Genomic DNA, 19123 nt, shown 5'->3' on the forward strand with positions numbered 1-19123 from the left:
TGCGGTGTTTCAGGGTTATTGCGCGTCAAACGCCTGCCCGTTGATCCCGGCACTGTCCGGCCCCATCAGGTACAGGTACACCGGCATGATCTCTTCCGGCGCCGGCCGCTCCATCGGGTTTTCACCCGGATACGCCTGGGCGCGCATGCTGGTGCGTGTGCCGCCGGGGTTGATGCTGTTGGAACGTACCGCCGCCACATCCTCGAGTTCGTCGGCCAGGGTTTGCATCAAACCTTCCGTGGCAAACTTCGACACCCCATACGCCCCCCAATACGCCCGGCCCTTGCGCCCGACGCTGCTGGAAGTGAACACCACCGACGCATCCTGGGACAGCTTGAGCAGCGGCAGCAAGGTGCTGGTCAGCATGAACATCGCGTTGACGTTCACGTGCATCACGCGCATGAAGTTTTCACCGGACAACTGCTCGATCGGCGTGCGTGGGCCGATGATCGAGGCGTTGTGCAGCAACCCGTCGAGGTGGCCGAAGGCCTTTTCGATCATCGCCGCCAGCTCATCGTATTGATGCGGCAGGGCCGTTTCCAGGTTGAACGGGATCACCACCGGCTGCGGGTGGCCTGCGGCTTCGATCTCGTCGTAGACCTGGGCCAGGTTGGCTTCGGTCTTGCCCAGCAGCAGCACCGTGGCGCCATGGGCCGCGTAGGTTTTCGCCGCCGCCGCACCAATCCCGCGACCGGCACCGGTCACCAGGATGACGCGGTCTTTCAGCAGTTCTGGACGTGCGGAGTAATCAAACATAAATAGCCTCGACAAAATTCAACAGATTGCTAACACCACGCTTGAGAGTAGTGAAGATCCCCTGTGGGAGCGGGCTTGCTCGCGAAGGCAGCGTGCCAGTCAATGAACGTGTCAACTGACCCACCGCCTTCGCGAGCAAGCCCGCTCCCACATTTATATCTTCATTGGCCTCAGCAACTGCACAGCGCGTTATCCAGCACCTTGCGCAGCTCCAGCGGGTGATCCACCACCACATCGGCGCCCCAGTGACGCGGGTTGTCATCCGGGTGGATGTAGCCGTAGGTCACCGCCGCCGTGCGCGTGCCGGCGTCGCGGCCGGACTCGATGTCGCGCAGGTCATCGCCCACGAACAGCACGCTGGCCGGGTCCAGGTCGAGCATCTTGCAGGCCAGGATCAGCGGCTCCGGGTCCGGCTTGCTGTTCTTCACATGGTCCGGGCAGATCAACAGCGCCGAACGCTCGGCCAGGCCCAGTTGCTGCATGATCGGCTCGGCAAAGCGCACCGGCTTGTTGGTGACCACGCCCCAGATCAGCTTGGCTTTCTCGATGTCTTGCAGCAGTTCTTCCATGCCATCGAACAGCTTGCTGTGGATCGCGCAGCCCTTGAGGTAGCGCTCCAGGAACTCCTGGCGCAACGCTTCAAAACCTGGCGATTCGGGGTCCATGGAAAAGGTCACGGCGACCATGGCGCGGGCGCCACCGGAGATTTCATCGCGGATGTGCTGGTCGTTGATCGGCGCCAGGCCGCGATCGGCACGCATCGCCTGACAGATGGCGATAAAGTCCGGCGCGGTGTCCAGCAGGGTACCGTCCATATCGAAGAGAACCGCTCGCAACTTCACAGGCTTACTCCTCGCGCAGGGTCTGGATCATGTAGTTGACGTCAACGTCGCTGGCCAGCTTGTAGTGCTTGGTCAATGGGTTGTAGGTCAGGCCGATGATGTCCTTGACGGTCAGCCCGGCCTGGCGACTCCAGGCACCCAGCTCGGAAGGACGGATGAATTTCTTGAAGTCGTGGGTGCCGCGCGGCAGCAGCTTCATGATGTATTCGGCGCCGATGATCGCGAACAGGTAGGCCTTGGGGTTGCGGTTGATGGTGGAGAAGAACACCTGGCCGCCCGGCTTGACCATGCGGAAGCAGGCGCGGATCACCGAGGACGGGTCTGGCACGTGCTCGAGCATTTCCAGGCAGGTGACCACGTCGAACTGCTCGGGCATTTCCTCGGCCAGGGCTTCGGCGGTGATCTGGCGGTATTCCACGCTCACGCCGGATTCCAGCTGGTGCAACTGGGCCACGGCGAGCGGCGCTTCGCCCATGTCGATCCCCATCACGGTGGCGCCGCGCTGGGCCATGGCTTCGCTGAGGATGCCGCCGCCGCAACCGACGTCCAGCACCTTCTTGCCGGCCAGGTTGACGCGTTCGTCAATCCAGTTGACCCGCAGCGGGTTGATGTCGTGCAGGGGCTTGAACTCGCTCTCGCGGTCCCACCAGCGGTGGGCGAGGGCTTCGAATTTGGCGATTTCGGCGTGGTCGACGTTGCTCATGGTGAATCCTCTAAACCTGATAAATCGTGTGGTCGGTGCCCGGCGCGCACGCCTGGCACCGGCGTTATTCGTGGTGCCCGCTGATGCGTTGGCCCCAGGCAATGGCCGTGGCGGTCAACTGTTGTTCATCCATGCGGGTCAATTGCCGGTCGTCGAGCAACTGCTTGCCGGCGACCCAAAGGTGTTTCACGCAATCGCGTCCGGTGGCATATATAAGCTGTGAGACCGGATCGTAGATCGGTTGTTGCGCCAGCCCGGAAAGATCGAAGGCCACCATGTCCGCGGCCTTGCCGACTTCCAGCGAGCCGATTTCATTCTCCAGGCCCATGGCGAGCGCGCCGTTGAGCGTCGCCATACGCAGTGCACGGTGGGCATCCAGGGCGGTGGCCGAGCCGGCGACAGCCTTGGCCAGCATCGCCGCTGTACGGGTTTCACCCAGCAGGTCCAGGTCATTGTTGCTGGCGGCGCCGTCGGTGCCGATGGCCACATTGACCCCAGCCTGCCACAGGCGCTCCACCGGGCAGAAGCCACTGGCCAGTTTCAGGTTCGACTCCGGGCAATGGATGATGCTGGTGTTGCTTTCTACCAGCAAAGCCAGGTCGTCCTCGCTGATTTGGGTCATATGAACGGCCTGGAAGCGCGGGCCGAGCAGCCCGAGGCGGCCCAGGCGTGCCAGCGGCCGTTCGCCGGTCTGCTCGACGGCCTGTTGGACCTCGAAGGCGGTTTCGTGCACATGCATATGGATCGCGGCGTCCAGCTCCTCGGCGATTACGCGGATCTTTTCCAGGTTGGCATCGCAGACGGTGTAGGGCGCGTGGGGACCGAAGGTGATCTTGATGCGCGGGTGGTGCTTGAGGTCGCCGAACAGCTCGATGCCCTGGCGGATCGCCTCATCGGCGCTGCTGGCGCCGGGAATCGGGAAGTCGAGGATCGGAATCGCGATCTGCGCGCGCATGCCGCTGTTGTGCACGCAATCGCTGGCGACCTTGGGGTAGAAATACATGTCGGAGAAGCAGGTGATGCCGCCCTTGAGTTGCTCGGCGATGGCCAGGTCGGTGCCGCCCCGCACAAAGGCCTCATCGACCCATTTGGCTTCGGCGGGCCAGATGTGCTTTTCCAGCCACGTCATCAGCGGCAGGTCATCGGCCAGGCCGCGAAACAGGCTCATCGCCGCGTGCCCGTGGGCGTTGATCAGGCCCGGGCTGAGCAGCATGCCCGGCAACTCGCGGACCTCGGTGGCCGCCAGTTTCAGCGCGGCGGCCCGTGGGCCGATAAAGGCAATGCGCCCATCGCGGATCCCCAGGGCATGCTCCTTGAGCACCACGCCGGCAGGTTCGACAGGCACCAGCCAGGTCGGCAGGAGTAATAAGTCGAGCGGGGCGGCAGTGGCGGTCATCGCAGGCTTCTTCCGGGGCAGCTATAAAAGAAGGGCGAAGTATACCCGAGCGTCCAGGCTGGCGGATCGCTATAATCGGCGGCTTTTGTTGATGAGTACGGGGTGAGGGATGCGCGATCGACTGTTGGCAGCGGAGAAAGTGAAGGCCATCGATTGGCGTGATGGCGCACTGCACCTGCTCGATCAGCGTGTTTTGCCCTCCCGCGAAAGCTGGGTGGTGTGTTCGACGGTCGAAGACGTCGCCGCTGCCATCCGCTCGATGACCGTGCGTGGTGCGCCGGCCATCGGCATCAGCGCAGCCTACGGCCTGGTGCTCGCTGCCCGTCGACGCATTGCCGAAGGCGGTGACTGGCAGGCGGCATGGGAAGAGGACTACGCGTTGCTGGCCGATTCGCGTCCGACAGGGTCGAACCTGTTCTGGGCCCTCAAGCGCATGCGTGACCGCCTTGATCGTCTCAAGAAGCACGCCGACCCGGCGGCGGTGCTGGAAGCAGAAGCCATCGCGATCCACGAAAGTGACCGTGAAGCCAACCTGAGCATGGCGCAGCTGGGCCTTGAGCGGATTCGCAAGCACCAGGGCAATGCCCAGGCGATCCTCACCCATGGCAATGCTGGCGCCCTGGCCACCGGGGGTGTCGGCACGGCCCTCGGGGTGATCCGCGCTGCCTTCCTGGAGGGGTTGGTCGAGCATGTCTACGTCAACGAAACGCGCCCCTGGCTGCAGGGCTCGCGGCTGACGGCCTGGGAGCTGGCGGGCGAGGGGATTGCGACCACCGTCAATGCAGACTCGGCCGGCGCGCATATCCTCAAGACCAAAGGGGTGACCTGGGTGGTGGTCGGCGCCGACTGCATCGCGGCCAATGGTGATGTGATCGGCACGATCGGCACTTATCAACTGGCGGTGTGTGCCATGCACCATGGCGTGCGCTTCATGGTGGTGGCGCCGAGTTCGACGCTGGACCTGATGATGGCCACTGGCGAGGACGTCGCCCTGGAAGAGCGCGACGCGGGCGAGTTGCTGGAAGTCGCCGGGCAGCGTTTGGACGCGGCGGCTTTCAACCCCGTGTTCGACGTGACTCCCGCCGACCTGATCGATGTGATCGTGACTGAAAAAGGCATCGTCGAACGGCCGGACACCGCCAAGCTGGCCAAGTTGATGTGCCGTAAACGATTGCATTGAGGGTGTTGCGGCCTTCGAGATTGCTATCGCTGGCAAGCCAGTTCCTGCAGTGGCGGTGCGCACTGTGCAAAATTGTAGGAACTGGCTTGCCGGCGAACCCCCTCAAATGTCAACAAAACCATTGGATCCATACGCAAAAAATAGCACCAAGGCATCTCTGAGCCCCTCTCGTCGCCCTCAAGCCTGTCATCCGTCAACTTACTATGCTCCATGCGCATCAGGGGGATAGGTGCGTGGCGGCGATTGTGATAACATCCGGCGGTTTCCAGGGCTGCCCCGAGGGGTGGCCTATAACGTGCAGATCCGTGTCATAACTCGTTGATTTGTCGTAAGTCGTTGTCAGGCACTGTGCCGGCAGCGGCGAGCTTCGTTCGTCCCATATGGATGTGACGAAGTTTCACCCGAAAAAGGAATCAGGCTTCTCATGGGCGAACTGGCCAAAGAAATCCTCCCGGTCAATATCGAAGACGAGCTGAAACAGTCCTACCTCGACTACGCGATGAGCGTAATTGTCGGTCGGGCACTGCCTGATGCGCGCGATGGCTTGAAGCCCGTGCACCGGCGTGTGCTGTTCGCGATGAGCGAGCTGGGTAACGACTGGAACAAGCCGTACAAGAAATCTGCCCGTGTTGTCGGTGACGTGATCGGTAAGTATCACCCTCACGGCGACACTGCGGTGTACGACACCATCGTTCGGATGGCCCAGCCGTTTTCCCTGCGCTACCTGCTGGTAGACGGCCAGGGCAACTTCGGTTCGGTCGACGGCGACAACGCCGCGGCCATGCGATACACCGAAGTGCGCATGACCAAGCTGGCGCACGAGCTGCTGGCCGACCTGCATAAAGAAACCGTGGACTGGGTGCCGAACTACGACGGCACCGAAATGATCCCGGCCGTCATGCCGACCAAGATTCCCAACCTGCTGGTCAACGGCTCCAGCGGTATCGCCGTGGGCATGGCCACCAACATCCCGCCACACAACCTCGGTGAAGTCATCGACGGTTGCCTGGCCCTTATCGACAATCCTGAGCTGACTGTCGATGAGCTGATGCAATACATCCCCGGTCCGGACTTCCCGACCGCTGCGATCATCAACGGTCGCGCCGGTATCATCGAAGCCTACCGCACCGGTCGCGGGCGCATTTACATGCGCGCCCGCTCGATCATCGAAGACATCGACAAGGTCGGTGGTCGCCAGCAGATCGTCATCACCGAACTGCCGTACCAGCTGAACAAGGCGCGGCTGATCGAGAAGATCGCCGAGCTGGTCAAAGAGAAGAAGCTCGAAGGCATCACCGAGCTGCGCGACGAGTCCGACAAAGACGGTATGCGCGTGGTGATCGAGCTGCGTCGTGGCGAAGTGCCTGAGGTTATCCTCAACAACCTCTACGCCCAGACCCAGCTGCAAAGCGTGTTTGGTATCAACGTGGTAGCACTGATCGACGGCCGCCCGCGCATCCTGAACCTCAAGGATCTGCTCGAAGCCTTCGTTCGTCACCGCCGCGAAGTGGTCACCCGCCGTACCGTGTTCGAACTGCGCAAGGCCCGCGAGCGCGGCCACATCCTGGAAGGCCAGGCAGTTGCGCTGTCGAACATCGACCCGGTGATCGCCCTGATCAAGGCCTCGCCAACCCCGTCGGAAGCCAAGGAAGCGCTGATCAGCACCCCTTGGGAATCCAGCGCCGTGGTGGCCATGGTTGAACGCGCCGGCGCCGACTCGTGCCGTCCGGAGACCCTGGACCCGCAATACGGTCTGCGCGAAGGCAAGTACTTCCTGTCGCCGGAACAGGCCCAGGCCATCCTGGAGCTGCGCCTGCACCGCCTGACCGGCCTGGAGCACGAGAAGCTGCTGGCCGAGTACCAGGAGATCCTCAACCAGATCGGCGAGTTGATCCGCATCCTCAGCAGCGCCGTGCGCCTGATGGAAGTGATCCGCGAAGAACTGGAAGTGATTCGCGCCGAATACGGCGACGTGCGCCGCACCGAAATCCTCGATGCGCGTCTCGACCTGACCCTGGGTGACATGATCCCGGAAGAAGAGCGCGTCGTGACCATTTCCCACGGTGGTTATGCCAAGACCCAGCCCCTGGCTGCGTACCAGGCCCAGCGTCGTGGTGGTAAAGGTAAATCGGCTACCGGCGTGAAGGATGAGGACTACATCGCTCACCTGCTGGTCGCCAACAGCCACACCACGCTGCTGCTGTTCTCCAGCAAGGGCAAGGTGTACTGGCTCAAGACCTACGAGATCCCGGAAGCCTCGCGTGCCGCCCGTGGTCGTCCGTTGGTCAACCTGCTGCCGCTGGACAGTGATGAGTACATCACCACCATGCTGCCGGTCGAGGAATACACCGAAGGTCACTTCATCTTCATGGCGACCGCCAAAGGCACCGTGAAGAAGACCCCGCTGGAATCCTTCAGCCGTCAACGCAGCGTGGGCCTGATCGCCCTGGAGCTGGACGAAGGCGACGTACTGATCTCCGCCGCCATTACCGATGGCGAGCGTGAAGTCATGCTGTTCTCCGACGGCGGCAAGGTCACGCGCTTCAAGGAATCCGACGTCCGCGCCATGGGCCGTACCGCCCGCGGTGTGCGTGGCATGCGCCTGCCGGAAGGGCAGAAGCTGATTTCGATGCTGATCCCGGAAGAAGGCAGCCAGATCCTCACGGCTTCCGAGCGTGGTTATGGCAAGCGCACCGCCATCAGCGAGTTCCCGGAGTACAAGCGTGGCGGCCAGGGCGTGATCGCCATGGTCAGCAACGATCGCAACGGCCGTCTGGTCGGCGCGGTCCAGGTGCTCGACGGCGAGGAGATCATGCTGATTTCCGACCAGGGCACACTGGTACGTACCCGTGTGGCTGAAGTGTCGAGCCTGGGCCGTAACACCCAGGGCGTGACGCTGATCAAGCTGGCTAAAGACGAAAAACTGGTGGGCCTGGAGCGTGTGCAGGAGCCATCGGAAGTCGAAGGCGAAGAGCTGGAAGGTGAGGAATTCGACGGCGAGGTGATCGCAGCAGGCGATGACAACGTCGACGAGCCAACCCTCGACGCTGCCGCAGACGAAGAAGAACCGCAGGAATAAGCGGACACACAGGGGGCGGATGAAGATTCGCCCCCTTGTTGTTTGTCCCTTGTGAAATAACACGTCCTTTGGCTGGACGCGCTCAATGTGGGAGCTGGCTTGCCCGCGATGGCAGCGCCACGGTATCACTGCGCTACCGAGGTGCCCTTATCGCCGGCAGGCCAGCTCCCGCAAGGGTCCGCTCCAGAGAAAGGTTGTTGCCGAACATGATTGCAGCCCCACCAGATCAGAGTGAGATTGGATGTGAGCAAGAGAGCCTATAACTTCTGTGCCGGTCCCGCGGCGCTTCCTGAAGCAGTCCTGCAGCGTGCGCAGGGTGAACTCCTCGACTGGCATGGAAAAGGCCTCTCCGTGATGGAAATGAGCCATCGCAGCGATGAGTTCGTGTCCATTGCCACCAAGGCCGAGCAGGATCTGCGCGACTTGCTGGACATCCCATCCAACTACAAAGTGTTGTTCCTGCAGGGCGGCGCCAGCCAGCAGTTCGCCCAGCTGCCCCTGAACCTGCTGCCGGAAGGCGGCACCGCCGACTACATCGACACCGGTATCTGGGGCCAGAAGGCCATTGAAGAGGCTTCGCGCTACGGTCACGTCAACGTTGCCGGTACCGCCAAGCCCTACGACTATTTCGCCATTCCCGGCCAGAACGAGTGGAAGCTGTCGAAGGACGCGGCCTACGTGCACTACGTAGCGAACGAAACCATCGGCGGCCTGGAATTCGACTGGGTACCGGAAGTAGGCGACGTCCCGCTGGTGTGCGACATGTCCTCGGACATCCTCTCGCGCCCGATCGATGTGTCCAGGTACGGCATGATCTACGCCGGCGCGCAGAAGAACATCGGCCCGAGCGGCATCCTGGTCAACATCATCCGCGAAGACCTGCTGGGGCGTGCCCGTTCGCTGTGCCCGACCATGCTCAACTACAAGGTCGCGGCCGATAACGGCTCGATGTACAACACCCCGCCGGCGTTCGCCTGGTACCTGTCCGGCCTGGTCTTCGAGTGGCTCAAGGAGCAGGGTGGCGTGGCTGCCATGGGCAAGCTGAACGAAGAGAAGAAGCGCACCCTGTACGACTTCATCGACGCCAGCGGCCTGTACAGCAACCCGATCAACCTGACCGACCGCTCGTGGATGAACGTGCCGTTCCGCCTGGCCGATGACCGCCTGGACAAGCCGTTCCTGGCCGGTGCCGACGCGCGCGGCCTGCTGAACCTCAAGGGCCACCGTTCGGTCGGTGGCATGCGCGCCTCCATCTACAACGCTGTCGACATCCACGCCATCAACGCGTTGGTGGCCTACATGGCAGAGTTCGAAAAGGAACACGGCTAATGTCTGAGCAAGAACTCAAGGCCCTGCGCGTGCGCATTGACAGCCTGGACGAGAAAGTCCTGGAGCTGATCAGTGAGCGCGCGCGGTGCGCCCAGGAAGTGGCACGGGTAAAGATGGCCTCCCTGGCCGAAGGCGAAGTGCCAGTGTTCTACCGGCCCGAGCGTGAAGCCCAGGTGCTCAAGCGTGTGATGGAGCGCAACAAGGGCCCATTGGGCAATGAAGAGATGGCGCGGTTGTTCCGTGAAATCATGTCTTCCTGCCTGGCGCTGGAGCAGCCACTGAAAGTGGCTTACCTCGGGCCTGAAGGCACCTTCACCCAGGCGGCGGCCATGAAGCACTTCGGCCACGCGGTGATCAGCAAGCCAATGGCGGCGATCGACGAAGTGTTTCGTGAAGTGGCGGCCGGTGCCGTGAACTTTGGCGTGGTGCCGGTGGAAAACTCCACCGAAGGCGCGGTCAACCACACGCTGGACAGCTTCCTCGAGCACGACATGGTGATCTGTGGCGAAGTCGAGCTGCGCATCCATCACCACCTGCTGGTGGGCGAGAACACCAAGACCGACAGCATCAGCCGTATCTACTCCCACGCCCAGTCGCTGGCCCAGTGCCGCAAGTGGCTGGACGCGCATTACCCGAATGTGGAGCGCGTGGCGGTGTCCAGCAATGCCGAGGCGGCCAAGCGGGTCAAGGGTGAGTGGAATTCGGCGGCCATTGCCGGTGACATGGCTGCAGGCCTGTATGGCCTTACGCGCCTGGCCGAGAAAATCGAGGATCGCCCGGACAACTCCACGCGGTTCCTGATGATCGGCAACCAGGAAGTGCCGCCGACCGGCGACGACAAGACGTCGATCATCGTCTCCATGAGCAACAAGCCCGGCGCGCTGCATGAGCTGCTGGTGCCGTTCCACGACAACGGGATTGACCTGACGCGTATCGAGACTCGTCCTTCGCGCAGCGGTAAATGGACTTACGTGTTCTTTATCGACTTCGTCGGCCATCACCGCGACCCGCTGGTCAAGGGTGTGCTCGAGAAAATCAGTCAGGAAGCCGTGGCACTCAAAGTGCTGGGCTCTTACCCGAAAGCGGTTTTGTGAGGCTTTAACATGAGTGGCAACTTCCTCGCCCTGGCTCAGCCGGGCGTGCAACAACTGTCGCCTTACGTTCCAGGCAAGCCTGTGGACGAGCTGGCGCGTGAGTTGAACCTGGATCCTTCGAAGATCGTCAAGTTGGCCAGTAACGAAAACCCGCTGGGCCCAAGCCCCAAGGTGTTGGCGGCCATTCGTGAGGAGCTGGCCGAGCTGACCCGTTACCCCGATGGCAACGGCTTTGCGCTCAAGTCCCTGCTGGCGCAAAAGTGCCGGGTCGAGCTGAGCCAGGTGACCTTGGGCAACGGTTCCAACGACATTCTCGAGCTGGTCGGCCGTGCCTACCTGGCGCCGGGCCTCAACGCGGTGTTCAGCGAACACGCGTTTGCGGTCTATCCGATCGTGACCCAGGCGGTCGGCGCTGATGCGCGCATCATTCCTGCGAAGGAGTGGGGCCACGACCTGCCGGCCATGCTGGCGGCCATCGACGCCCAGACCCGTGTGGTGTTCATCGCCAACCCGAACAACCCGACGGGCACCTGGTTCGACGCGCAGGCGCTGAACGACTTCCTGCAGGATGTGCCGGAGCACGTGCTGGTGGTGCTGGACGAGGCCTACATCGAGTACGCCGAAGGCAGCGACTTGCCGGACGGCCTCGACTTCCTGGCGGCCTACCCGAACCTGCTGGTCTCGCGCACCTTTTCCAAGGCCTATGGACTGGCGTCGCTGCGGGTGGGCTACGGCCTCTCCACGGCGGTCGTCGCGGACGTGCTGAACCGCGTGCGCCAACCGTTCAACGTCAACAGCCTCGCGTTGGCGGCGGCCTGTGCCGCCGTGCAGGATGCCGAATACCTGGAAGAGGGCCGGCGCATCAACGAAAGCGGCATGTTGCAGTTGCAGGCAGGCTTTCGCGAACTGGGCCTGGGCTGGATTCCGTCCAAGGGCAACTTCATCTGTGTCGACCTCGGCCAAGTGGCTGCTCCGGTATTCCAGGGCCTGCTGCGCGAAGGTGTGATCGTGCGTCCGGTGGCTAACTACGGTATGCCGAACCACCTGCGTATCACCATTGGCTTGCCGGCAGAAAATAGCCGCTTCCTGGAGGCGTTGGCCAAGGTTCTGGCTCGTGGTTGATGTCACTGCATTGCAACCTGTTGTGCCTATGATCGGTCGCCTGGTGGTGGTCGGTCTGGGGTTGATCGGCGGCTCCTTCGCCAAAGGCCTGCGTGAGAGTGGGTTGTGTGGCGAAGTGGTCGGTGTGGACCTGGACCCGCAATCGCGCAAGCTGGCGGTCGAGTTGGGCGTGGTGGATCGCTGCGAAGCGGACCTCTCGCTCGCATGTCAGGGCGCTGACGTGATCCAGTTGGCGGTGCCGATCCTGGCCATGGAGAAATTGCTGGCGGTATTGGCGGGCATGGACCTGGGGCAGGCGATCCTGACGGACGTCGGCAGCGCCAAGGGCAATGTGGTGCGCGCTGCGCAACAGGCGTTTGGCGGCATGCCCGCGCGCTTCGTGCCGGGCCATCCGATTGCCGGTTCCGAGCAGAGCGGGGTTGAAGCATCGAATGCGCAGCTGTTCCGGCGCCATAAGGTGATCCTGACGCCGCTCGAGCAGACCGATCCTGCGGCGTTGGCCGTGGTTGACCGGCTGTGGCGTGAGCTGGGCGCTGACGTGGAGCATATGCAGGTCGAGCGCCACGACGAAGTGCTGGCGGCGACCAGTCACTTGCCGCATCTGCTGGCATTTGGCCTGGTGGACTCGCTGGCCAAGCGTAATGAAAACCTCGAGATTTTCCGTTACGCCGCCGGTGGCTTTCGCGATTTCACGCGGATTGCCGGCAGCGACCCCGTGATGTGGCACGACATCTTCCTCGCTAACCGCGAAGCGGTGTTGCGCACCCTGGACACCTTTCGCAGCGACCTCGACGCCCTGCGCGACGCGGTTGATGCCGGGGATGGCCACCAGTTGTTGGGCGTGTTCACCCGTGCGCGGGTGGCGCGTGAGCATTTCAGCAAGATCCTGGCGCGCCGGGCCTATATGGAAACTGCCGTAAACGCCGATGACCTGACCTTCCTCGCCAGCCCGGGCGGCCGCTTGAGCGGACGTATCCGGGTGCCGGGTGACAAGTCGATCTCGCATCGCTCGATCATGCTCGGCTCTTTGGCCGAGGGTGTGACAGAGGTTGAAGGTTTCCTCGAGGGTGAAGACGCCCTGGCGACCTTGCAGGCTTTTCGCGACATGGGTGTCGTCATCGAAGGTCCGCACCATGGGCGCGTGACCATTCATGGCGTGGGCTTGCATGGCTTGAAAGCCGCGCCGGGGCCGATCTACCTGGGTAACTCCGGCACATCCATGCGGCTGCTGTCGGGGTTGTTGGCGGCGCAAAGCTTCGACAGCGTGTTGACCGGCGATGCGTCCTTGTCCAAGCGCCCGATGAGCCGCGTGGCCAAGCCGCTGCGGGAAATGGGCGCGGTAATCGAGACCGGTCCGGAAGGGCGTCCGCCATTGACCATCCGCGGCGGCCAGGTGTTGAAAGGCCTGGCCTATTCGATGCCGATGGCCAGTGCACAGGTCAAATCCTGCCTGTTACTGGCCGGGTTGTACGCCGAGGGCGAGACTTCGGTGACCGAGCCCGCGCCGACCCGTGACCATACCGAGCGCATGTTGCGCGGTTTTGGCTACCCGGTGGCGGTGAGCGGCGCGACCGCGTCGGTGCAATCGGGTCATGCACTGACCGCTACCCATATAGAAGTGCCGGGGGATATTTCCTCGTCGGCGTTTTTCCTGGTGGCGGCGTCGATTGCCGAGGGTTCCGAGTTGTTGCTGGAGCATGTCGGCGTCAACCCGACGCGGACCGGGGTGATCGATATCCTGCGGCTCATGGGCGCAGATATCACCTTGGAAAACCCGCGTGAAGTAGGCGGCGAGCCTGTCGCGGACTTGCGTGTGCGTGCTGCGGCCCTGAACGGTATCGAGATCCCCGAGGCTTTGGTGCCGTTGGCGATCGACGAGTTTCCGGTGCTGTTTGTTGCGGCGGCCTGTGCCAAGGGCCGCACTGTGTTGCGCGGGGCGCAGGAGCTGCGCGTGAAGGAATCCGACCGTATCCAGGTCATGGCCGACGGTCTGTTGGCGCTGGGCGTGAAGTGTGAACCGACTCCCGATGGGATTATCATTGACGGTGGCCTGATGGGCGGTGGTGAAGTGCACGCCCAGGGTGATCACCGGATTGCCATGGCGTTCAGTGTGGCTTCCCTGCGGGCGACGGCACCTATTCGTATCCGTGACTGCGCCAATGTTGCTACGTCTTTTCCGAACTTTCTTACACTGTGTGCCCACGTCGGCATCCGTGTTGCCCAAGAGGCTCAATTGTGAATATCAAAGCACCGGTGATTACCATCGACGGGCCAAGTGGCTCGGGCAAAGGCACGATCGCCGGCATCCTGGCCAAGCGCCTGGGCTGGTGTCTGCTCGATTCCGGCGCGCTGTACCGCCTGCTGGCGTTTGCCGCACGCAACCATGGCGTCGACCTGACCAACGAAGAATCGCTGAAGCTGCTGGCGGCGCATCTTGATGTGCAGTTTGTCGGGGCGACGGAAGGTCATCCCCAGCGCATCATCCTTGAAGGCGATGATGTGACCGATGACCTGCGCAATGAACAAGTCGGTTCCTGGGCCTCCCAGGTTGCCGCGCTGCCGGCCGTGCGCGATGCCTTGCTGCAGCGTCAGCGGGCGTTTCAGGAGCCGCCGGGCCTGGTCGCCGATGGTCGCGACATGGGCACGGTGGTGTTTCCGGAGGCGCCGCTGAAGATTTTCCTCACCGCCAGTGCCGAGGAGCGGGCGCGCCGCCGCTACTTGCAGTTGAAGGGCAAAGTCGATGGTGTTAGTCTGTCGAGTCTGCTAGATGAGATCCGTGCACGCGATGAGCGTGATACCCAGCGCGCAGTAGCCCCGCTAAAGCCGGCGGCTGATGCCATACAGCTGGATTCCACGGAGTTGTCCATCGAGCAGGTGCTGGAACGCATCTTGAGCGAAATCGCCATTCGCGATATCGCCGGGTGACCAAGAAGGCCGCAGGGGACCAGTCATAGTCCTGGGGCGCTTCTTCTAATTGAAACTAACCCACACCGTCTGGGGTGTGGAGATGGGCGTATTCTTCGCCCTTATCAACAGGAATTAAAATGAGCGAAAGCTTTGCGGAACTCTTTGAAGAAAGCCTAAAAACCCTGAACCTTCAGGCAGGCTCCATCATCACCGGTGTTATCGTTGATATCGATTACCAAGCTCGCTGGGTAACCGTTCACGCTGGTCTGAAGTCTGAAGCTCTGATCCCGCTGGAACAGTTCTACAACGATGCTGGCGACCTGACTATCAATGTCGGTGACGAAGTTCACGTTGCTCTGGACTCGGTTGAAGACGGTTTCGGTGAAACCAAGCTGTCCCGTGAAAAAGCCAAGCGCGCTGAATGCTGGATTGTTCTCGAAGCAGCCTTCGCAGCTGAAGAAGTGGTCAAGGGCGTTATCAACGGTAAGGTTAAAGGCGGCTTCACTGTCGACGTTAACGGCATCCGTGCGTTCCTGCCAGGTTCTTTGGTCGACGTTCGTCCAGTGCGCGACACCACGCACCTGGAAGGCAAAGAACTCGAATTCAAGGTCATCAAGCTCGACCAGAAACGCAACAACGTTGTCGTTTCCCGTCGCAGCGTCCTGGAAGCAGAAAACTCCGCCGAGCGTGAAGCTCTGCTGGAATCCCTGCAGGAAGGCCAACAAGTCAAAGGTATCGTCAAGAACCTCACCGATTACGGCGCATTCGTCGATCTGGGTGGCGTCGATGGCCTGCTGCACATTACCGACATGGCTTGGAAGCGTATCAAGCATCCTTCCGAAATCGTCAACGTTGGCGACGAGATCGATGTCAAGGTTCTGAAATACGATCGCGAGCGCAACCGTGTTTCCCTGGGCCTGAAGCAGCTGGGTGAAGATCCATGGGTTGCTATCAAAGCCCGTTACCCAGAAAGCACTCGCGTGACCGCGCGTGTTACCAACCTGACCGACTACGGCTGCTTCGCAGAGCTGGAAGAAGGCGTGGAAGGCCTGGTACACGTTTCCGAAATGGACTGGACCAACAAGAACATCCACCCTTCGAAAGTCGTACAAGTCGGCGACGAAGTGGAAGTTATGGTTCTGGACATCGACGAAGAGCGTCGTCGTATCTCCCTGGGCATCAAGCAGTGCAAATCTAACCCATGGGAAGATTTCTCTGGCCAGTTCAACAAGGGCGATAAAATCTCCGGCACCATCAAGTCGATCACCGATTTCGGTATCTTCATTGGTCTGGACGGCGGCATCGACGGCCTGGTTCACCTGTCCGACATCTCCTGGAACGAAGTGGGCGAAGAAGCTGTTCGTCGTTTCAAGAAGGGCGACGAGCTGGACACCGTTATCCTGTCGGTTGACCCAGAGCGTGAGCGTATCTCCCTGGGTATCAAGCAGCTGGAAAGCGATCCGTTCTCCGAGTACGTTCAAGAGAACGACAAAGGCGCAATCGTTAAGGGCACTGTGAAAGAAGTTGACGCTAAAGGCGCCATCATCACTCTGGCCGACGATATCGAAGCGACTCTGAAAGCCTCCGAAATCAGCCGTGACCGCGTTGAAGACGCGCGCAACGTTCTGAAAGAAGGCCAGGAAGTAGAAGCCAAGATCATCAGCGTTGACCGCAAGAGCCGCGTAATCCAACTCTCCATCAAGTCGAAAGACGAGATCGAAGAGAAAGAAGCCATCCAGAGCCTGCGCGACAAGCCAGCCTCGTCGGATGCTCCAGTTGACACCACTCTTGGTGCTCTGCTGCGTGCGCAAATGGAAAAACAGAACTAAGTTCTGTCAGACCATAGAAAAAGGGCGACTTCGGTCGCCCTTTTTTGTGCCTGAAATTCGTTGAATCAACATCGAGAACCAAGACGCACAGCTCACTGTCAGAACTGACTATAGTCTTCATGAAAGCTGTTCCAGCGTTGTTGTTTTGATAAGGATTTAAATGAACAGGCTTATCGTGCTATTTGCAGTGCTAGTAGTGCTTGCAGGTTGCTCCAGTACCAGCGCCAAGACCCACGCCAAGCGTGGAGTCAGCGGCATCGAGATCGATTGCTCGGGCTTGGGCAACAAATGGGAGAAGTGCGAGAAGCGCGCCGCCCGCGAGTGCAAGATGCAGGGCTACAAGGTGATCACCCGCTCCAGTGATGCCAAGGACGAAGAGGGTGACTACCTGTTCGGCTGGAACCCTGCTGGCGCCGTAACCCGTACCATGCTGGTGATCTGCAATTGATGGCGTTGCGCCGGCCAGACAGGCTTCCATCTATCCCGCAGATAAGTTGCCGCGCGGGCTGTTCAAATTCATCAAGTCATGCTAAAACCTTCGAAGCGCTTTTCCTAGCTGCTTGAAAAAGAAGGGAAAAATATGACGAAGTCGGAGTTGATCGAACGAATTGTCACCCATCAAGGGCTGCTCTCATCCAAGGATGTCGAGCTGGCCATCAAGACCATGCTCGAGCAAATGTCCCAGTGCCTGGCTACCGGGGATCGGATTGAGATCCGTGGGTTTGGCAGCTTCTCCCTGCACTACCGCGCACCGCGTGTGGGGCGGAACCCCAAGACTGGGCAGTCGGTGAGTCTGGATGGGAAGTTTGTGCCTCATTTCAAGCCGGGGAAGGAGTTGCGGGATCGGGTGAATGAGGATGAGGATGAAGGTGTTTGAGTCGTTTTAAATCAGGAGAGGGATATGTATCACGCTAGGCGAGCTTTGCTTGCTCTAATTCTGCTTATCGTAGCGCTGGGCGTTTTGGTATTTGTACTGGAGAATCAGCAAGTGCTCGCCCTTTCCTTTCTGGGTTGGACCACTCCGCAAATACCGGTCTCTATCTTTATCGCGCTTTCTCTGTTAGTGGGTCTCCTTTTAGGGCCTCTTCTTGGCTTTATTTTTCGGCGTAAGGCAAGTCGTCTGTCGGTCTCCTCGGGTCGCTAGCTAAGTCGCTTATCACTCAAGTAGCCATGCGCTTGTAGGCCTCCTCATGATGCTGACTGCCCTGGTGGTGTGCGAGCGTCATGGTTCGCGTCTTTGTGCTATATCATTGTAATCAAGTCATTTCCGTTAGCGGTTGAGGGTGTTGTGCTCTCGCGGTAAGATTTTTATTGTTAAGATTAATGAAATCGCTAAGTGGTGTGCGCTGACGGGTGGGCGTCGGCGTGCAGTCTTTGTCTGCATCTTTAGTCGGAACGAAAGATCAAGTGATATCGTTAGCAGGGTTAGTTCGGCAGCTGTTGATTGTGGTCCTTTTTAGACGGGCTTGTGTTTGAATTATCGAATTTATTTATTTGTTTTTTTTGGTTAGACATGGATCGATATTTCGAGTCGCCGCCTTGGAGGCTCGGCCCGGGATTTTAATATGCTGGGCGGCATTGAAATCTAAATCTATCGCCGATGAATACTGGTATGCATAGTTGTGTTTCGGTGAGTTATTTTTTTTGGGTTTCGGCTGGCTTTCACGTGGGTCAGGGTAGGAGTGGCTTCCAGGTCGGGGTTGCGCCCCATGCGGCCGGCGCTGGCCAGCCTCGCGACTGGTTTTATGAGGTCAAAGTCTGTAAATTGTCAGTAGAAGAATTCCATGCATTCATCGATTAAATGGGCGGTGAGTGCAGGCTGATGGGGGCTATAGCATATTTTTGCTCGCGTCACATAGCGAAGTCACGTCGTAGTTAGGTTTACAGTCAAGGTGAAATGATGAAAACAGTTTTAGTGACCGGAGCGGATGGATTTATTGGATCGCACCTGACTGAGCTATTGGTTCGGGAAGGGTACAAGGTAAAGGCGCTATCTCAATATAATTCCTTTAATTACTGGGGCTGGCTTGAGGATGTAAGTTGCCTGAAAGATATTGAGGTTTTGAATGGTGACGTGCGCGATCCGCATTATTGCAAACACATCACTAAAGGTGTCGATGCTGTTTTTCACTTGGCGGCGTTGATTGCTATTCCTTATTCCTATGTGGCGCCCGACAGCTATGTGGATACTAACGTCAAAGGTACGCTGAATATTTGCCAGGCTGCAATTGACAATGGTGTGCAACGGGTGATCCACACGTCCACCAGCGAAGTCTACGGTACTGCGCAATACGTGCCTATTGATGAGAAACACCCGCTTCAGCCGCAATCACCTTACAGCGCCTCTAAGATGGGCGCCGATGCAATGGCCATGAGCTTTTTCAACGCATTTGATTTGCCTCTGACCATCGCACGTCCCTTCAATACTTATGGGCCTCGTCAGTCTGCACGTGCTGTGATTCCCACAATCATCACTCAGATTGCCAGTGGCAAGAAGCAGATCAAGCTGGGTGATGTTTCACCCACTCGCGACTTCAACTATGTAGCTGATACCTGCCGCGGCTTTCTAGAACTCCTGCGCTGCGACAAGGCTGTAGGTGAGATCGTCAATATCGGCTCAAACTTTGAAATCACTGTGGGTGACACGCTGAACCTCATCCGCGAGTTGATGAGCAGTGATGTCGAGTTCTTGATGGATGACCAGCGTCTGCGCCCTGAGAAATCCGAGGTGTTCCGGTTGTGGTGTGATAACACCAAGATTCAGGGTCTAACGGGGTTCCAGCCACAGTACTCGATCCGACAAGGGCTGCAGGAAACAATTGATTGGTTTACTCGGCCTGAGAACCTGGCTAAATACAAAGCCGATCTCTACAACGTCTGAGGCGC

Annotated in this window: 16 protein-coding genes; 12 read left to right on the plus strand and 4 right to left on the minus strand. The window is 59.9% G+C overall.

All coding sequences use genetic code 11. From position 1 onward, the window contains the following. Positions 1 to 15: 15 nt before the first annotated feature. The 4 genes from AC07OJ_RS09880 to AC07OJ_RS09895 all read right to left on the minus strand — a co-directional run bounded on the left by AC07OJ_RS09880 (position 16) and on the right by AC07OJ_RS09895 (position 3697). Positions 16 to 756, minus strand: coding sequence for a YciK family oxidoreductase (locus AC07OJ_RS09880; protein ID WP_065901843.1), 741 nt, complete (start codon positions 754 to 756; stop codon positions 16 to 18). A 170-nt stretch (positions 757 to 926) separates the two neighbouring features. Then, complete coding sequence (gene mupP, locus AC07OJ_RS09885) at positions 927 to 1598, minus strand: N-acetylmuramic acid 6-phosphate phosphatase MupP (RefSeq protein WP_065901841.1); 672 nt, start codon at positions 1596 to 1598, stop codon at positions 927 to 929. Between the two features lie 4 nt (positions 1599 to 1602). Next, positions 1603 to 2301, minus strand: coding sequence for a bifunctional 2-polyprenyl-6-hydroxyphenol methylase/3-demethylubiquinol 3-O-methyltransferase UbiG (ubiG, locus tag AC07OJ_RS09890; RefSeq protein ID WP_003172645.1), 699 nt, complete (start codon positions 2299 to 2301; stop codon positions 1603 to 1605). A 64-nt stretch (positions 2302 to 2365) separates the two neighbouring features. After that, entirely contained in the window at positions 2366 to 3697 is a 1332-nt protein-coding gene (locus AC07OJ_RS09895; protein ID WP_495094459.1) for a TRZ/ATZ family hydrolase, read from the minus strand. Between the two features lie 109 nt (positions 3698 to 3806). Here AC07OJ_RS09895 and mtnA point away from each other — a divergent pair, with 109 nt between their 5' ends. The 12 genes from mtnA to AC07OJ_RS09955 all read left to right on the plus strand — a co-directional run bounded on the left by mtnA (position 3807) and on the right by AC07OJ_RS09955 (position 19118). After that, positions 3807 to 4877, plus strand: coding sequence for an S-methyl-5-thioribose-1-phosphate isomerase (gene mtnA / locus AC07OJ_RS09900; protein WP_201143767.1), 1071 nt, complete (start codon positions 3807 to 3809; stop codon positions 4875 to 4877). Between the two features lie 424 nt (positions 4878 to 5301). Next, the gene (gene gyrA / locus AC07OJ_RS09905) at positions 5302 to 7956 is read left to right on the plus strand and encodes a DNA gyrase subunit A (RefSeq protein WP_028619469.1); all 2655 of its coding nucleotides are present in this window, start codon (positions 5302 to 5304) and stop codon (positions 7954 to 7956) included. Positions 7957 to 8199: 243 nt separating this feature from the next. After that, complete coding sequence (gene serC, locus AC07OJ_RS09910) at positions 8200 to 9285, plus strand: 3-phosphoserine/phosphohydroxythreonine transaminase (protein WP_495094460.1); 1086 nt, start codon at positions 8200 to 8202, stop codon at positions 9283 to 9285. Continuing rightward, positions 9285 to 10379, plus strand: a complete 1095-nt coding sequence (pheA, locus tag AC07OJ_RS09915; RefSeq protein ID WP_034096534.1) for a prephenate dehydratase — start codon at positions 9285 to 9287, stop codon at positions 10377 to 10379. Before serC ends, pheA begins: the two co-directional genes overlap by 1 nt. A gap of 9 nt (positions 10380 to 10388) precedes the next feature. After that, positions 10389 to 11501 carry a histidinol-phosphate transaminase gene (hisC, locus tag AC07OJ_RS09920; RefSeq protein WP_106804783.1) on the plus strand — a complete coding sequence of 371 codons (1113 nt, stop codon included), beginning with the start codon at positions 10389 to 10391 and terminating at the stop codon, positions 11499 to 11501. Positions 11502 to 11529: 28 nt separating this feature from the next. After that, positions 11530 to 13740 (plus strand): bifunctional prephenate dehydrogenase/3-phosphoshikimate 1-carboxyvinyltransferase, encoded by a 2211-nt coding sequence (locus AC07OJ_RS09925; protein ID WP_495094461.1) that lies wholly within the window; start codon positions 11530 to 11532, stop codon positions 13738 to 13740. Beyond that, a complete protein-coding gene (gene cmk / locus AC07OJ_RS09930; RefSeq protein WP_003172653.1) occupies positions 13737 to 14426 on the plus strand; it encodes a (d)CMP kinase in 690 nt (229 codons plus the stop codon). Before AC07OJ_RS09925 ends, cmk begins: the two co-directional genes overlap by 4 nt. 119 nt (positions 14427 to 14545) lie before the next feature. Further along, complete coding sequence (rpsA, locus tag AC07OJ_RS09935; protein ID WP_065901832.1) at positions 14546 to 16237, plus strand: 30S ribosomal protein S1; 1692 nt, start codon at positions 14546 to 14548, stop codon at positions 16235 to 16237. A 160-nt stretch (positions 16238 to 16397) separates the two neighbouring features. After that, a complete protein-coding gene (locus tag AC07OJ_RS09940; RefSeq protein WP_065901830.1) occupies positions 16398 to 16685 on the plus strand; it encodes a hypothetical protein in 288 nt (95 codons plus the stop codon). 132 nt (positions 16686 to 16817) lie between these two features. Then, positions 16818 to 17114 (plus strand): integration host factor subunit beta, encoded by a 297-nt coding sequence (gene ihfB / locus AC07OJ_RS09945; protein ID WP_065901828.1) that lies wholly within the window; start codon positions 16818 to 16820, stop codon positions 17112 to 17114. 24 nt (positions 17115 to 17138) lie between these two features. Further along, positions 17139 to 17381, plus strand: coding sequence for a lipopolysaccharide assembly protein LapA domain-containing protein (locus AC07OJ_RS09950; protein ID WP_495094462.1), 243 nt, complete (start codon positions 17139 to 17141; stop codon positions 17379 to 17381). Positions 17382 to 18137: 756 nt separating this feature from the next. After that, complete coding sequence (locus AC07OJ_RS09955; RefSeq protein ID WP_065901824.1) at positions 18138 to 19118, plus strand: NAD-dependent 4,6-dehydratase LegB; 981 nt, start codon at positions 18138 to 18140, stop codon at positions 19116 to 19118. The last annotated feature ends 5 nt before the right edge of the window (positions 19119 to 19123 follow it).

Source organism: Pseudomonas sp. GW821-FHT09C08 (genome assembly GCF_059418125.1).

Coding starts and splice junctions, on each gene's coding strand:
- pheA (WP_034096534.1), top strand. CDS start 9,285: ATGTCTGAGCAAGAACTCAAGGCCCTGCGCGTGCGCATTGACAGCCTG.
- AC07OJ_RS09880 (WP_065901843.1), bottom strand. CDS start 756: ATGTTTGATTACTCCGCACGTCCAGAACTGCTGAAAGACCGCGTCATC.
- AC07OJ_RS09950 (WP_495094462.1), top strand. CDS start 17,139: ATGTATCACGCTAGGCGAGCTTTGCTTGCTCTAATTCTGCTTATCGTA.
- gyrA (WP_028619469.1), top strand. CDS start 5,302: ATGGGCGAACTGGCCAAAGAAATCCTCCCGGTCAATATCGAAGACGAG.
- rpsA (WP_065901832.1), top strand. CDS start 14,546: ATGAGCGAAAGCTTTGCGGAACTCTTTGAAGAAAGCCTAAAAACCCTG.
- hisC (WP_106804783.1), top strand. CDS start 10,389: ATGAGTGGCAACTTCCTCGCCCTGGCTCAGCCGGGCGTGCAACAACTG.
- AC07OJ_RS09895 (WP_495094459.1), bottom strand. CDS start 3,697: ATGACCGCCACTGCCGCCCCGCTCGACTTATTACTCCTGCCGACCTGG.
- mtnA (WP_201143767.1), top strand. CDS start 3,807: ATGCGCGATCGACTGTTGGCAGCGGAGAAAGTGAAGGCCATCGATTGG.
- ihfB (WP_065901828.1), top strand. CDS start 16,818: ATGACGAAGTCGGAGTTGATCGAACGAATTGTCACCCATCAAGGGCTG.
- ubiG (WP_003172645.1), bottom strand. CDS start 2,301: ATGAGCAACGTCGACCACGCCGAAATCGCCAAATTCGAAGCCCTCGCC.
- AC07OJ_RS09955 (WP_065901824.1), top strand. CDS start 18,138: ATGAAAACAGTTTTAGTGACCGGAGCGGATGGATTTATTGGATCGCAC.
- AC07OJ_RS09925 (WP_495094461.1), top strand. CDS start 11,530: ATGATCGGTCGCCTGGTGGTGGTCGGTCTGGGGTTGATCGGCGGCTCC.
- AC07OJ_RS09940 (WP_065901830.1), top strand. CDS start 16,398: ATGAACAGGCTTATCGTGCTATTTGCAGTGCTAGTAGTGCTTGCAGGT.